General features: G+C 30.6%; 21 protein-coding genes. 3 read left to right on the top strand and 18 right to left on the bottom strand.

Annotated features, from left to right (window positions below):
• From RSA29_RS17080 to RSA29_RS16995, 18 genes are all read right to left on the bottom strand, one after another.
• Entirely contained in the window at window positions 1-594 is a 594-nt protein-coding gene (locus RSA29_RS17080; protein ID WP_346942438.1) for a DUF5651 domain-containing protein, read from the bottom strand.
• Window positions 587-847: a hypothetical protein gene (locus RSA29_RS17075; RefSeq protein ID WP_346942437.1), complete on the bottom strand. Its 261-nt coding sequence runs from the start codon at window positions 845-847 to the stop codon at window positions 587-589. The genes RSA29_RS17080 and RSA29_RS17075 overlap by 8 nt, the downstream gene beginning before the upstream one ends.
• A gap of 13 nt (window positions 848-860) precedes the next feature.
• Window positions 861-1,490, bottom strand: coding sequence for a sigma-70 family RNA polymerase sigma factor (locus RSA29_RS17070; protein WP_346942436.1), 630 nt, complete (start codon window positions 1,488-1,490; stop codon window positions 861-863).
• 56 nt (window positions 1,491-1,546) lie between these two features.
• Entirely contained in the window at window positions 1,547-2,005 is a 459-nt protein-coding gene (locus tag RSA29_RS17065) for a DUF669 domain-containing protein (protein WP_346942435.1), read from the bottom strand.
• A 65-nt stretch (window positions 2,006-2,070) separates the two neighbouring features.
• Window positions 2,071-3,828, bottom strand: a complete 1,758-nt coding sequence (locus RSA29_RS17060) for an AAA family ATPase (RefSeq protein WP_346942434.1) — start codon at window positions 3,826-3,828, stop codon at window positions 2,071-2,073.
• 8 nt (window positions 3,829-3,836) lie between these two features.
• Window positions 3,837-4,640, bottom strand: coding sequence for a hypothetical protein (locus tag RSA29_RS17055; protein WP_346942433.1), 804 nt, complete (start codon window positions 4,638-4,640; stop codon window positions 3,837-3,839).
• The gene (locus tag RSA29_RS17050) at window positions 4,640-4,972 is read right to left on the bottom strand and encodes a BC1881 family protein (RefSeq protein ID WP_346942432.1); all 333 of its coding nucleotides are present in this window, start codon (window positions 4,970-4,972) and stop codon (window positions 4,640-4,642) included. Before RSA29_RS17050 ends, RSA29_RS17055 begins: the two co-directional genes overlap by 1 nt.
• A complete protein-coding gene (locus RSA29_RS17045) occupies window positions 4,973-5,296 on the bottom strand; it encodes a hypothetical protein (RefSeq protein WP_346942431.1) in 324 nt (107 codons plus the stop codon). It abuts the gene before it with no gap.
• A 130-nt stretch (window positions 5,297-5,426) separates the two neighbouring features.
• On the bottom strand, window positions 5,427-5,723 hold the full coding sequence (locus RSA29_RS17040; protein WP_346942430.1) for a VRR-NUC domain-containing protein: 297 nt from the start codon (window positions 5,721-5,723) through the stop codon (window positions 5,427-5,429).
• A 5-nt stretch (window positions 5,724-5,728) separates the two neighbouring features.
• Window positions 5,729-5,857 (bottom strand): hypothetical protein, encoded by a 129-nt coding sequence (locus tag RSA29_RS17035; RefSeq protein ID WP_346942429.1) that lies wholly within the window; start codon window positions 5,855-5,857, stop codon window positions 5,729-5,731.
• A gap of 130 nt (window positions 5,858-5,987) precedes the next feature.
• The gene (locus RSA29_RS17030) at window positions 5,988-6,476 is read right to left on the bottom strand and encodes a hypothetical protein (protein WP_346942428.1); all 489 of its coding nucleotides are present in this window, start codon (window positions 6,474-6,476) and stop codon (window positions 5,988-5,990) included.
• A gap of 13 nt (window positions 6,477-6,489) precedes the next feature.
• Window positions 6,490-7,500 carry a DNA polymerase III subunit beta gene (locus RSA29_RS17025; RefSeq protein WP_346942427.1) on the bottom strand — a complete coding sequence of 337 codons (1,011 nt, stop codon included), beginning with the start codon at window positions 7,498-7,500 and terminating at the stop codon, window positions 6,490-6,492.
• A 2-nt stretch (window positions 7,501-7,502) separates the two neighbouring features.
• Entirely contained in the window at window positions 7,503-8,492 is a 990-nt protein-coding gene (locus RSA29_RS17020) for a DUF1351 domain-containing protein (RefSeq protein ID WP_346942426.1), read from the bottom strand.
• Complete coding sequence (locus RSA29_RS17015; RefSeq protein WP_346942425.1) at window positions 8,493-9,797, bottom strand: DEAD/DEAH box helicase; 1,305 nt, start codon at window positions 9,795-9,797, stop codon at window positions 8,493-8,495.
• The gene (locus RSA29_RS17010; RefSeq protein WP_346942424.1) at window positions 9,798-10,367 is read right to left on the bottom strand and encodes a sigma-70 family RNA polymerase sigma factor; all 570 of its coding nucleotides are present in this window, start codon (window positions 10,365-10,367) and stop codon (window positions 9,798-9,800) included.
• 10 nt (window positions 10,368-10,377) lie between these two features.
• Window positions 10,378-10,560, bottom strand: coding sequence for a hypothetical protein (locus RSA29_RS17005; RefSeq protein ID WP_346942423.1), 183 nt, complete (start codon window positions 10,558-10,560; stop codon window positions 10,378-10,380).
• Window positions 10,561-10,641: 81 nt separating this feature from the next.
• A complete protein-coding gene (locus tag RSA29_RS17000) occupies window positions 10,642-10,794 on the bottom strand; it encodes a hypothetical protein (protein WP_346942422.1) in 153 nt (50 codons plus the stop codon).
• A gap of 58 nt (window positions 10,795-10,852) precedes the next feature.
• The gene (locus RSA29_RS16995; protein ID WP_346942421.1) at window positions 10,853-11,041 is read right to left on the bottom strand and encodes a helix-turn-helix transcriptional regulator; all 189 of its coding nucleotides are present in this window, start codon (window positions 11,039-11,041) and stop codon (window positions 10,853-10,855) included.
• A 234-nt stretch (window positions 11,042-11,275) separates the two neighbouring features.
• Between RSA29_RS16995 and RSA29_RS16990 the strand changes: the two genes are divergently transcribed.
• The 3 genes from RSA29_RS16990 to RSA29_RS16980 are packed head-to-tail and all read left to right on the top strand — an operon-like array spanning window position 11,276 to window position 13,712.
• The gene (locus RSA29_RS16990; RefSeq protein WP_346942420.1) at window positions 11,276-11,719 is read left to right on the top strand and encodes a helix-turn-helix transcriptional regulator; all 444 of its coding nucleotides are present in this window, start codon (window positions 11,276-11,278) and stop codon (window positions 11,717-11,719) included.
• Window positions 11,720-11,730: 11 nt separating this feature from the next.
• Window positions 11,731-12,177: an ImmA/IrrE family metallo-endopeptidase gene (locus RSA29_RS16985; protein WP_346942419.1), complete on the top strand. Its 447-nt coding sequence runs from the start codon at window positions 11,731-11,733 to the stop codon at window positions 12,175-12,177.
• Between the two features lie 5 nt (window positions 12,178-12,182).
• Window positions 12,183-13,712 (top strand): recombinase family protein, encoded by a 1,530-nt coding sequence (locus RSA29_RS16980; protein ID WP_346942418.1) that lies wholly within the window; start codon window positions 12,183-12,185, stop codon window positions 13,710-13,712.
• Window positions 13,713-13,773 lie beyond the last annotated feature (61 nt).

Here is a 13,773-nt window from a genome sequence, read left to right as displayed (position 1 = left end):
CTACTTTCTAAACTTATTCTGCTTGTGAAGTCTTTTCTTAAATTTATCTATATGCTCTTTTTCTTTAGTGCTCAACTTTTCTAAATTAGCAGCATAAGGACAATTAGGCTCTTCTCCACAATATGGAGTACTTATATCATCTAGCATTTTAAATATTGCACACTCTCTGTAATCTATAGTGCAAGCAACACATCTAACTTCAGCAATGTCCTCTAGTACCTCATTAAGCTTGTCTCTTTCAATAACTGCATATTTTATATTGTTATTAACATCCCTCATTAATTTTGAAACTGTATAATCATCAATAAGCTTATAATCAAATTTCTCAAGTTGCTTTTTTAATTTCTTATTCTCAGTTTCATTAAGATTTTCTTCTATCTCATAACAAAACTTATTAAGATAAGTCTTCACCATCTTGATATTCTTTTTCATGGAAGATGTAATCATTCCACGTTTTTCCCACTCTTGCCAAATCTCATTGGTAATCTTGTTTTGAAGATTTCTCTCTCCATTTAGCATTTGAATAAAAGCTTTAGAAATCATGTATATATTCTTTTCCTCAGCATTTAAGTATTCTCTTCTGAAGTTACTCAACTTTATTCACCTTCCTTATCATAATTGACTCAACATCATCTAATATAGCTTTGCCCTTTTGATTGCTTACTCCATTCTTTTTAAAGGCTTCTAATAAACAATCTGAGAATATATTCTTAAAGAAATTACATTGTCTATCAACTTCTTTATCTATATATTCCTTATTAACTTCACTTTGTAGTTTACTGAATTGATCTGTAGATAACTTTTTATTCATTACCTTTTGTTGTTTTCTCCTTTCAGTTCTTCCCATGGTTACTCTCCTTTCAAGCTCTCATTAGTTCTTCATATGAACTAGCTTTTAAAAACTTCTTAATCCTTGAATACTCTTTATACACACCTCTTTGTACCGTTGATATACTAAGATTGTATATTTCGGCTATTTCTCTTTGACTTATTCCCTGTGCCACTAATTTTAAGAAAATAATATTTCTCTCCGACGCTCTTCTTTCATGAGCTCTAAGAAACTCATTTTGTTTATTTAGCTTTACAATTACATCATTAATAATCAGTTTCAATTCAATTTCATCATAATCAGCTCTTGTATCCATAAATGTATCAACATATCCATCTTTACTGTCATAGCTACATACATCTGTAATTTTTGATGTTTGACGATTTATTTTATCTAGGTTATTATTTTGCCTATACCATGATATATAATGGATAATTGTTTTTAATGCTAAAGTTCCAAAGCAAAACCCATTGTTCGAATCATGATACTTATAAGCGTCCCATAACCCTAAACATCCCATTTGATATAAATCATCGAACTCATATTTAAACTTCCATTTATTAATTTTATTTACAACTAACCCTCTATACTTTTTAAGTACTTCATCAAATGTCATTTCTTTAACTTCATCTTTAGCTATTCTAATTAACTTCTTATCCATTACTCTCACCTCAAAAATTTGTATTAAAAGAGGGAGAAAATCTCCCTCAGTTGTCTTTACTCTTTGTCAAATACGTCTGCTATTTTATAAGTATTAAACCCTTTGTTATTCTCTCCATACTCCAGTGCATATTCTAATGTACCTTCTACTGCTTCAAGTACATCTAGTAACATCCCATGATATTTCTTAAAGTTTACAAATTCTATATCTATACCTGAATCTAAGTTCCTAAGCATTTCATTAGCATTGTGAATACCAAACCCTTGTGTCATAACTTGGTTATAGAATATTAAGCTACCTTTGTATTCTCCTGTAAGTATTTTGAACCAAATACTTAACATTGGATCTCCTTTTTTAGACTTCTTAAGTTCAAGCTTATTAACTTCAACTTCATAAGTTCCAAGTGGTACTTCCTTAAAATCCCCACCACCATTTTTAGCTGCGTCTTCTGCATCTTTCTTAAGTCCCGCAGTATCAATTTTCTCATCAAATTCATCCCATATTTCTTTTGCCATAATTACATTTCTCCTTTGTTATTTAAATATTTGAGGGATTTATGGCTCCCTCTAACCTAATTTAACTAGTCTTCTTTTCTTGATCTTCTTCTCTTAGGTTTATCCTCAACCGGAGGTGTATCTTTTGTTTCTGAATTAGTTGCTTCATCTTCAGCTTGAGTATCATCTGTTTTTTCTATATCTGTAGATTCTTCTTTTGATTTTCTACTTCTTTTGGGCTTGTCTTCCTTTTGAGTTTCATCAACTGAATTAGTTTCCTCAACTTTAACGTCTTCCACTGAACCTTCTTTGGACTCCTCTTTAGGTTCATCTGCTTTTTTAGATCTTCTTGAAGTTTTTTCTTCAGTTTTAGGAATATCTTTTTTACCTACATTTGCCTCATCATAAACTTTCATTAATTTTTCAAGTTCCAGTGGTATTTTTTCAGTTTTAACATGAAGTCTACCACCACCGAAGATAACCTCTGAAGTCTTAAAGTTAAGAGTATGGTTCCCATCTTCCGCAATAACTCTAGCTACTATATCAACCATTCCAGCTACTTTATTTGCGCATTTTTCATTTAAGTTAGGTGCTATTTTTGTAATCTTATCTCCAGCTTTCTTTGTAATATCTTTACTTGTATCAACATGAGATATCAAAATTATATTTTCATAATCAAGGTTCAGTAACCTCTTTAGTGTACTTAAGAACTCAGTTCTAACTTTGTCCCAAGCTCTAAAACTATCATCACTCTCATGCGTAATACCCATTTCATCATATTTAAATAATCTACAGTACTCGTAAGTATCTTCTACTAAGTCAACTATAATAGTCTTAAAGTCATTTTGTTTCTTCTCAAGTTCAGCTACTGTATCCTTAAACACCTGCCACGCTAGTGTTTTATTAGTAATCCTACCTTCAACCTTTATTTCATCCTTAATTGAAATATATGGGGCATCTACAAACTTGATATTTCCATCAGTATTCAACATTAATGGCTCCGGAAAGTCATTTGCAAATGTAGTTTTCCCACAGAATGGAGCTCCGTATATCCACATAACTCTCTTTTTTATTTGACCTACTTCTCTTCTTTTGTTACTTGGTAATTGCATATCTACATCATTCTCCTCTAAACATAATTTTTTATAATCACACCAATCACATAATCGTGTTGGTAATTTCTTATACTCTTCATCCTCATTAATTTTTATAATGTCATCCATGAAGTCTATAACCTTAGCTGCATCATATTGAACTTCCATAATTCTAATTTTTGATATTTTTAACTCTTCCTGGAGTCTATATCTAAATTGATATAGAGACTCTTCTTTTTTCTGTTTTATAGCTACCTTTGGAATAAATATAAAACCTAACTTTCTAACCTTAAATCCCATCTGCTCCAAGAAATACTTATATAAATGAAGCTGTGGTGACTCTGAATACTTTTCAACTGCATTACTGTACTTATAATCAAATACATCTACAGTTCCATCATCATTTTTAGTTATTAAATCTACTATTCCAATAAACCTTGAAGTATTTATACTAAACTCTTTTTTATAAACATTAATGCCATCTAGTATTTCATGTATTTTAGGTATTAGATAAGTGAACTTCATTACTTCATGTACATGATCATCACTTATGATTGGGTAGTTAGAATAGTAAAACTTTAATGCATCCGCTAAATTTGTTTCAGCTCCTTGGTGCATGGTATTACCGCATATTAAAGCGTTGTCTGCTGTGTAGTCTGGAATAGTTCTAAACTTGTCTACATATCTCAGTTTGTATTTATAATGGCAACTATTGTGGCACTCAACTTTAGAGTGTGAATATTGCGACATATAATCACCTATCCCTCCACATTAAAGTTAACTTCTAGCATCTTACGACTGGCTAAGTAATCACATAAGTGAGTGAACTTTTGTAACTCTGTTTCTGGCTTTGGAAGTATCTCTTCCTTAGTCTTATAATCAGTATTCCATTGACCCATGTGTGATTTAATACATTCAGTAATTTGATACCACATATCCACTTCCATAATCTCTATAACCTCATCTGAAAGGGTTTCTTCATCAACCTCAAAGTATCTATCCTCTAAGTATTTAACTACTTCTAATGGGTGTGTAGCTACTGTATGTGATGAGCCGTTGGTTCCATGTTTTACTCCATCGTGAAGTAGTAAACTTACTCTAATAATATCTTTTTCATCATCTGTGAATTTTTGAATGGTTTCACATTTAAATAATTCATTTGCTATTCTTACTGCAGCTTGAGTATGTCTTATGAGTCCACCCTCACCTTGTGTATATCCTGGATGATACTTACCTGAACTTGATGCTGCAACTTCATAAAAGTAATCAGGTAACTGTTCTAAACACCATCTAGTAAATACTTTTAAGTCTGGATTACTTATAGTATCTATCTCAGCTTTAAAATCATATTTAGGTGCTACATACTCTTGATCCACATCATCAGATATATTTAACTCATTGAATAACTCTTTAAGCTTATGAATAGATTGAAGTTGTAAATCCCATGATTTATTTGAAGGGTTATATTTTCTACCTGGTATAGTTTTAATCTTAGATACTATGTCAGCATCATATTCGAATGATACATTAAGTGTATCGTTGATTTTCCTTATATTAATCATTAGTCAATCACCTCCAAGATTATTGCTCCACCATCATTTTTACTTAATAAACTTACAACTTCTGTTTCTGTAGATTTAATAGAAATACTGTATTCGGCTATATATGGAGCTATTTCATGAGTTCTAACTCCTTCTCTTTTCTTAAGTTCTTCGACTAATTTGTAAGTTGGTATTTCTGTTAGATTGTTCAAGTCTTCATATATAACTAAAAAGCAATCATTTTCATCTGTCATTTGATATTTAATATCTATTAATTTTACAGTTGATAGAAAGTCATTTAATTTTTCCATTCCAATAGTTGAACCGCTCGCAAATAATTTAACTTTAACCACTTACATAAACCCCCTTACGTTTATGAAGCACACCTTAATATCTTTAGTTAAGTCCCCCATATTTATTTTTGTAATTCTACCTTTATTTACCCCTTCTACAGTGTCAACTACGTTATCTTTAACAAGTCCTTCTCTCTCGAACCTAACAAAATTTACTTTTCCTGCTTCACAAGTAAACTGTGAAAGATTATGCTGCTTTAACATACCCATAAGTCTCACCTTTTCACTTTCTAAGTCCACCTGTGCATTTTTAATAACTTCTTTAAAATCTAAGATGTTACTAATCATTTCGGAAATATCCTCTTGCCATTTTTCTTTTACCATTACCTTGTCCTCCTTTGTATTTTGTGAAAATTCTGTATCATATGAATGTCGGCGCCCATTGACTTTTCCTTCGCTAGTCTTTTAAATTCGTATAAGTCATTAATTGCTTTACTCATAAATTCAGATTTACTTAGCTTTTGCATAACTCTCTAAGCTCCTTCTTAAGCTTTTCAAAGTCTTTGGGATAAACTATACAAGCATATCCTTTTGACTCTTGTATAAGCCTTACATTACGTTTCTGCAACTCACTAGCGTGTCCACTGTCAGCTTTAACTTCTATAGCTACAAAGTGTCCATTTACACATGCTATGATATCCGGAATACCACTCTTGCTGTAAGGACCTGCCCAATATTTAAAGTGCCATGTGTTAGATAGTGAATTTAAAAACTTTTTAATTTCATTCTCGAAAATCTTCTCAGCTGCCATTGCAATCACTTCCTCATTAGGTAATACTCTTTCCCATCTCTAGCATCTTGTACTGCTACCATTAATTGTCCTTTAACATTCTTAGCCACAAGTCCTATTTCACTTTCTTCACATAATTTTTGAACTAAATCCATTATGAATGCTATTTCATTCTTTCTATCTTACACTAAGCTTCCTCCTCTAATGGCGTAAACCCGTCTTCCAATGGTGATGCATAAGTAACTTCACAATTATTTATATCTAATGTATATCCTGTATCCATCTTTACTTGACCTCCTTCAACTTAAATCGAACTGAGCTCTTAACATGAGAAGTCTTACTATACTTCTCAAATATATATGGCATATCTTTCTTTAAGCTTTTACTATCTATTGAACTCTTCGTGGTTGGAGCTACATATTTTATACTCATATCATCATTTTCCCACTTGGTTACTAAATGCTTTTCCATAGCTTCTAACAATTGTGATTTAAGATTATCCCTTTCTTCTTCCATCACCTTATATCGTTTCTCAATATCAGCTAACCTTGCTAATATTGCCACTGATTCTTTAGGTAATGCTGGTAATGGTTTTATAAATTCAATTCCTATTAATACTTCATCCCAACAATTATTACAATTGTTGCACCCTTTACTTTCCTCTGAATTAGATAATCCTAATGAGCTTGGACATAACTCTTCTTCCTCCGTAAACTTGTCAAATTCCTCTCTAGTCATTTCCTTTGAATACTCTTCTACTATTTTTAATTCCATTGATTTTTCCTCCTTAGTTATCCTTTTTAATTCTTACTGGTAAAAGCATATCTATTTTATTAACTCCATCTGTGATTACTAAAGGTGATACACTTGAGTTAAACTTAAATATCATATTTTCATAATGTTTTATAGTTTCAATTAAGTATTTACAATTAAATGCTATCTCTAAATCTTCCCCTTCAAACTTACAATCAATTTTATCTTCAATAGTCAAAGTTTCATTTTTTGATATTATAGTCAACTCTTCCTTAGTAAAATTAAGTTTTACATATTTCACATCGTTATACGATTTAAGTAATCTCAACAACTCTGTAGAATCAATGACAGCTTTTTTACTAAATTCATTCGGTATTATATCTTTATACTTAATGTACTCACCTTGCAATTTAGCTACTAATATCACTATATTTCCAACTTTAAGAGCTATATCATCTACGGTTTCTAGTATTGTAACTTCTTTAGCTTTATTCTTTACTTTCCTATAACTCTTAATGAGTTTACTTGGTAATAGAGTCTCTGGAATAGTTAGGCCTTCTGATTTCCTAATGGATACTCTAAATCCATCTAATGCTACACACTCATCCTTATTTATAAACATTCCTGTTAAAATAGGTCTTGTTTCATCTTTAGCAAGTGCATATTCAACTTCAATTAAGTCATCAAATATTTTTTTATTCACTGTATATATATCTTTTAAATATTTAGTTGGTTCAGCAACTTGATTATCCAACTTATAAGTTATTTTTCTTTTACCACACTCTAATGTATTTTCTGTTATAGTTAAATCTCCATTTGTGGGTAATGATTTAAGCACATTCCTACTAATTAAAGTTTTACCTGGCTCTTCTATCCATGGATAATCACATTTGCACATTACTTGATCTAAACTCAAATCATCCTTACCACTTTTAATATCACCAATCACATAGACTATATTTTCATAAGCTACTATTGATATTTTTTCATCAGTACTTACTTTCAAAATTTGATGTATATCAGCAACATCAATTTTTATCTTCATACTTAGTCCTCCTTTATTGACCATTCATAATTGTTACTAATAAGAAAATCATCAAGTGCATCCAATTGTTCTTCAGTCCCTGAAACTGTATAAATATCACTATATATCTCAGCTTTTGGTGAAGTAATGTCACTTGGTATCACAGTTTCATCTTCTGAATTAGTTACTATTTTTACTGGCTTAATTGGTTGTATCTCTGGAGTAGTTGAAATGACTTTAGCTTTTTCAGCTTTCCTTTTTTCAGCAGCAACTCTTTCAACTTCCATAATTGCTAATCTTTCAGCCTTTCTTTGCTCTATTGCTACTCTCTCAGCTTCCGCTTTCTCTGCAGCAATCTTAGTCTTTTCAGCATCACTTGCAATTAGTCCAGTTATCTCAGTAATTTCTTTATATTCCAACATTCTTAAATATATTGATACTGGAAGAGTAACTCCATATTGAGAATTAGCGAGTTCAACTTTACTTTTAATAAGCTCAAAGTTGGCTTTTTCAATATTTTGTTGTGATAATAACACCTCAGCTTGCTTAGTTATATCTGCGATGATAGATTTCATTGTAGTACCTTTATTAAGCATTGAATCAGTAATTACTAGCTGCTCATAGTACTTATCTTCTAATTCCTCTCCTAAGTTTTCTATGAGTGTTTGAATAGCTAATCTCTTTTCTTCTTTTCTTTTAACTTCAAAATTCTCCGCCTGTTTTCCTATCGGATTTATAACAGTATCAAATTTATCACTAAGTAATTTGCATTGTTCTTCAAATTTTAAAATGTCCTCAGTTAGTAATTTCTTAGTGTTTATTTTAAAGTCATTGAGTGACTTTTTACCTTTTTTTAGTTCAGCCATAGTTTTTTTACATTCAGATACAGTTTCATCTGTGAATAATAAGCCAGTGTATTTTTTCAATACTTCTTCCAGTTGTGCATCTATCTCAGCATAGTTAAAAGTAACTACCGCTGGTGTGGTTTGTGATATTAACTTTAATTCATTCATTTATATTTCCTCCTCAAATAATGCATTTGTGAAATCTCTTCTTTGACCTAATACCTCATAAATCTTCTCTTCTATAGACTTATCTGTTATTAAGTAGTAATATAAACAGCTTCTAGCTTGTCCAATTCTATGAGTTCTCTTCTTTGATTGCTCAAATAGCTCACTGGATAATGGTAAACTTAAATATATTATTTTATTAGCTTTCTGTAGATTAAGTCCCATTGCACCTGCTTGGTATTGAATAAGTGTTATGGAATCATTATCCTTTTCATAGCACTTTAAGTCTTTCCTCTGACCATTTACTACTGATACTGGTCTGTTTAGCTTGATACACATATCTTCTATTTCCTCCAACTCTTTAGTAAAGTTATAGAATATGATTAATCTATCATTACTGGAGTTAAGTAAATCTTTAAGTGCAACTAACTTATTACTGTTGTACTGACTTGCTAATTGCCGTTCATATAACATTTTAGTTAGGCTTGTATCTCCAACTAACTCTACTCGAGGTGTTACATCTTCACCATAAAAATCACCATCATCTTTAAATTCACAGTTACTTTTTAGGTTTATAGTAATTACTCTATTCTTAACAAATTTCTTGTACTCTTTAGTTGTTTCTATTTTAATTACATTATCTAATTGCTCTGGTAAGTCTATAACTTCCTCAGTTTTCATAAATATGGACCCATACTCTCTAAGCTTAACTTTTAACCTGTCTACATTCTTATATCCAATTACTATTGTTACCTTAAATCCATTAATTTTCATATCCCTAGTAACAATATAAGTATCCCAAAATGCTTTCTTACTAATCTTCCAACCTAGCAGCTTACATTGACTATAAAGCTCCTCATATTTTCCACCAGTAGGTGTACCACTTAGTAGAATTACATTATCCGGTTTCATTTTAAGAATGAATTTAGTTCTATTAGATGTAGTATTTTTAATACATGAACTTTCATCTAACATCAATGTGAAATTAGTTAACTCCAATAATTCTGGTCTCCTCCAAACTAAATCATAATTTATAATAATTACTGATTTAGCAGGTATATTCTTTATTGACTTAGCATAAATTATTGTATTATACTGAGGATAATAAGTTTTAAAGTGCTCACACCAATCTTGTAACTTTGATTTTTGGCAGATTATCAAATTTACATCAGTGTCGAGTGCTTTTAATTTTTCTGACCCAACGAATGTTTTTCCAAGTCCCATGTCTAGGTAATACGCACATCTATTAAAATCTTTAGTGGCAGCTATCGACTCCTCTTGATGCGGTAGTAACTTAACTTCCTTCATTTAACTCACCTCCCTTCCCCTATCAACAATATCTTTAAATGCTCTTTTATATCTTGATATTTGCACCTGACTGTACCCCAACATTTCCCCAATTTCCCTTTGTGTATATCCACATCTTGAAAGCTTTATAATTTTAACTTCTGTTTCACTATTAATCTGGTTAATCAATTTTTCAAAATCAAGGTTTGTACATAAATTATCTTCAAAACTGTCTTCATATATTAGTAAGTCCATTAATTCGTTTGGATTATCAGCTGATTGAGCTAATGCATTTAAATACACTACACTCTCATATGATTGTCTCTTTGCAGTATGAAATTTATTATTTAATTTCCATATTGCATTTATAATAGTTTTGTAAGCTATAGTCATAAATTCAAAACCTCTATTTATATCATAGGTTTCATATGCTCTAAAGAAGTTAAGTGATATCTCTTGAGATAGATCCTCTTTCTCTATAGGCATAAACCAATATTGTTTTAACACCTTAGCTCTAAGTGGTTCGAATTGGTAGTAACACTGCTCAAAGTCCATTTTATAAACTTTACCTTTTATTTTTATATCTTTCATGATTCTTACCTCAATTCATCTTTCTTAGCAATAATAAACTCTTATTACATACATCTATTATTTCTTTTTCCTTCGTTAATTTTTTAAATCCTATATTGTTAAATATTATGGCTTGAGTAGCAATTGCTAACACTTCTTTAAATTCATCTTTTGTTACATTTTGTTTCAATTCGTCTAAAAACTTCAGTACCAATAGTCATACCACCTTAATTTTGTTTACCCTCACACTGGAGCCGCTTTAATACTACTTGTCCATTATTGCTACTTAAGGCAATTAAGCCTGTTTTTCTTCAAGTTCATTTTCTCTAATTTTAGCCATTAGTCTGTCCTTATACTCATCAACTAGTTCAAGTAGCACCTCGGTTACTATTCTAGATGTATCTGGACCTATTATTATTTCCACTTCCAAATCTCTTTTTTTTCTCATATATACTCACCCTTTTTAGTACTCTTATTTATAGTATGCGGTTATAAAATTATTGCTACTAAAAAAACAAGTCAACTACTGTAATTTCTAGATGCTTAGCGAGTTTTTCCATTGTATATTTACTAGGATTAGTCTTTTGTTCATTTTCTAAGTTTGATATATAAGTCGCAGATAATCCTGTTTTAATAGCTAACTCATAAATGCTTATATCTAACTCTTTCCTTCTTCTCTTTAGCTTGTTTCCCATTTAGTAACCCCCTCTCATGTCCTGCGAGAACATAATATCATGTTCTACCAGCATATTTCAAACCTTCGTATTCTCATGGCATACGATTACGTCAAATTACCATATTCTCACAGCATATATCTTCAATTTTCTTCAATTTACTATTGACTTTATATTCTATTAGCATATATTATATTCTTATAGAATACATTTATAAGTTATTGGTTATACTAATTAATGAAAGGGAGTGATTTTATGTTCGGACAGAACATAAAAAACATAAGAGAATCTAAAAAAATAGGAGTTAATGAACTATCACGTATAAGTGGAGTTAATGCTAGTTACATAAGTGCTCTAGAAAGAGATGAAAAGAAAAATCCAAGTGTTGCCATATTAGAAAAATTAGCAACTTCACTTCAAGTTACTATTAATGAAATTATGAAAATAGAAAAAGTTACACCTGGCGTATTAACTGAATGGGATGAAACATATACTGACAACTTAAAAGAAGAAACTGAACTTTATGAAACTGGGGAATTTAAAAGTCCTGAAGCAGCTATGCAATTTATACTTAAACAACCAGCTATTATGGGATATGGTGGTTTTGATACTGATAAACTATCCAATGATGAAATAATAGAGTTTGCAAATGAATTACTAAATCAACTACAGTTACTGGGGCTTAAATATAAAAAATAGAGGGTGATCATGTGTACACTTGGATAAATGATGTAATTTGGGGATTATGTGATATTTATGATACTAATAATGCTTATGAACTATGTGATATATTAAATATAAAAATTGAAAAATTAGATTGTAAAAACATATTGTTAAGAGGTAATGATAGTTTATATATTAGAAATTTAATGGGTAATGAAGTTATATTTATTAGAGGTGATTTGAGTGTTGAATGTGAGAGATTTGTATTGTTACATGAATTAGGTCACGCTATACTTCATGTTGATATATTTTCAGCAGCCTTTAATCGATGTTTTATAAATACAAACAAGTTAGAAAAACAAGCTAATTATTTTGCCTTTAAAATGTTAAATATAGAATTTGATGAGATAGAATTAGAAGGTATGACTTTAGATCAAATTTCTAGGTGTATTGGTGTACCATATGAACCATTGTCTCAACTAATTGGAGTGTGATAACTATGAAAATTGCTATATATTCGCGAAAGTCTAAAGAAACTGACACTGGTGAATCTATTAAAAACCAAATAAACATGTGTAAAGATTATTTTAATAGACAATATAATGATTGTACTTTTGAAACTTTTGAAGATGAAGGTTTCTCTGGTGGTAATATTAATAGGCCATCTTTTCAACGAATGATGCAACTAGCTAAACATAAACAATTCGATGTTATAACTTGCTATAAAATTGACAGGATTAGTAGAAATACCCTAGACTTTTTAACAGTGTTTGAAGAGTTAAAATCATATAATGTAAAGTTAGTTAGTGTAACAGAAGGCTTTGACCCTTCTACTCCAGCGGGTAAAATGATGATGTCTATGATAAGTTCTATGGCTGAAATGGAAAGAATGAACATAGCTCAAAGAGTTAAAGATAATATGTTAGAACTCGGTAAAATGGGACGTTGGAGTGGAGGTACACCTCCAACTGGATATAGAAGCGTTAGTATAGTAAATGAAGTAGGTAAAAAAGAAACGTATTTGCAGTTAATACCTGAGTATGTAGATGACATTAAACTAATTTTTAGCATGATAGCGGCGGGACACACACCTGGTCAAATTAGTAAAAAAATTGGACTTCCTAATAGAACTATATCTAATATATTGATTAATCCAGTTCACCTAGCTGCAACTGAAGAAAGCGCAGCTTATTTAAAATCTATTGGTTATAAGGTGTATGGAGAATTAAATGGCCAAGGGTTTATGCCTTATAATCGTAGACCTAGAGTCAATGGTAAAGCATTGTGGAATTCAAAGGATATGTTTGTATCAACGTCTAAGCATGATGTTGCAATAGCTCCTGCGATTTGGATTAAAGCCAACCGAATATTTAAAGCTCGTGGTACTGAAGCTAGACCTAGAATTTCACCTAATTCCTTTTTAAGTCACATGGTCAAATGTCAATGTGGTTCAAATATGTATTTATCTTCAGGTAACCCTAATAAAAATGGTGAGGTTAAATACTATTTTAGGTGCTCAGATAAAAAATATAAAAATACTGATTGTGATGCAATGTGGTTACCAGTTGAATTAGTAGAAGAAAAGGTTATTAGTACATTAAGAAAAATAAAATTAGATAAAAAACTTCTAGATGACTATGTAACTAAAAATACTGACATTGACTTTGATAGCCTAATTAAAAATGTAAAAAAAGATATATTGAAAAAAAATAAAGATATTGAAAAATTAACTGATAAGTTAATTCTAGTTGAAGGTCCAGCTATAAATATAGTAACAAATAAAATTAATGATATTTCTAATGAAATAACTGAATTGAACAATAATCTATTTGTTCTTGAAAGAAAAAATATATTTCAAAATCTAGATAAAATTAATACTGATACTCTTTATACGCTTATAGTAGAACTACTAATTGACTTTGATATACTTAACATAGAAAAGCAGCAACAGGCTATAAAGCGAATATTAAAGGAAATTAGATATAATGGTGAGAAGAAAGTATCATTAGTATTTTTAGGTGGAGTTTAAAACGTACTGCACAACCAGACCAACCTCCACCTATTACAACTATCTTCAATATAGTCTCCTC

Source organism: Clostridium sp. (assembly GCF_036660475.1).
GTDB lineage: Bacteria > Bacillota > Clostridia > Clostridiales > Clostridiaceae > Clostridium_J.
Note: the sequence above shows the minus strand (reverse complement) of the source record. Positions and strands in the feature narration are given on the sequence as shown.

Coding starts and splice junctions, on each gene's coding strand:
- RSA29_RS16980 (WP_346942418.1), top strand. CDS start 12,183: ATGAAAATTGCTATATATTCGCGAAAGTCTAAAGAAACTGACACTGGT.
- RSA29_RS16990 (WP_346942420.1), top strand. CDS start 11,276: ATGTTCGGACAGAACATAAAAAACATAAGAGAATCTAAAAAAATAGGA.
- RSA29_RS17075 (WP_346942437.1), bottom strand. CDS start 847: ATGGGAAGAACTGAAAGGAGAAAACAACAAAAGGTAATGAATAAAAAG.
- RSA29_RS17040 (WP_346942430.1), bottom strand. CDS start 5,723: ATGGCAGCTGAGAAGATTTTCGAGAATGAAATTAAAAAGTTTTTAAAT.
- RSA29_RS17070 (WP_346942436.1), bottom strand. CDS start 1,490: ATGGATAAGAAGTTAATTAGAATAGCTAAAGATGAAGTTAAAGAAATG.
- RSA29_RS17010 (WP_346942424.1), bottom strand. CDS start 10,367: ATGAAAGATATAAAAATAAAAGGTAAAGTTTATAAAATGGACTTTGAG.
- RSA29_RS17055 (WP_346942433.1), bottom strand. CDS start 4,640: ATGATTAATATAAGGAAAATCAACGATACACTTAATGTATCATTCGAA.
- RSA29_RS17065 (WP_346942435.1), bottom strand. CDS start 2,005: ATGGCAAAAGAAATATGGGATGAATTTGATGAGAAAATTGATACTGCG.
- RSA29_RS17000 (WP_346942422.1), bottom strand. CDS start 10,794: ATGAGAAAAAAAAGAGATTTGGAAGTGGAAATAATAATAGGTCCAGAT.
- RSA29_RS16995 (WP_346942421.1), bottom strand. CDS start 11,041: ATGGGAAACAAGCTAAAGAGAAGAAGGAAAGAGTTAGATATAAGCATT.
- RSA29_RS17045 (WP_346942431.1), bottom strand. CDS start 5,296: ATGGTAAAAGAAAAATGGCAAGAGGATATTTCCGAAATGATTAGTAAC.
- RSA29_RS17020 (WP_346942426.1), bottom strand. CDS start 8,492: ATGAATGAATTAAAGTTAATATCACAAACCACACCAGCGGTAGTTACT.
- RSA29_RS17060 (WP_346942434.1), bottom strand. CDS start 3,828: ATGTCGCAATATTCACACTCTAAAGTTGAGTGCCACAATAGTTGCCAT.
- RSA29_RS17025 (WP_346942427.1), bottom strand. CDS start 7,500: ATGAAGATAAAAATTGATGTTGCTGATATACATCAAATTTTGAAAGTA.
- RSA29_RS17035 (WP_346942429.1), bottom strand. CDS start 5,857: ATGGATTTAGTTCAAAAATTATGTGAAGAAAGTGAAATAGGACTTGTG.
- RSA29_RS17030 (WP_346942428.1), bottom strand. CDS start 6,476: ATGGAATTAAAAATAGTAGAAGAGTATTCAAAGGAAATGACTAGAGAG.
- RSA29_RS17015 (WP_346942425.1), bottom strand. CDS start 9,797: ATGAAGGAAGTTAAGTTACTACCGCATCAAGAGGAGTCGATAGCTGCC.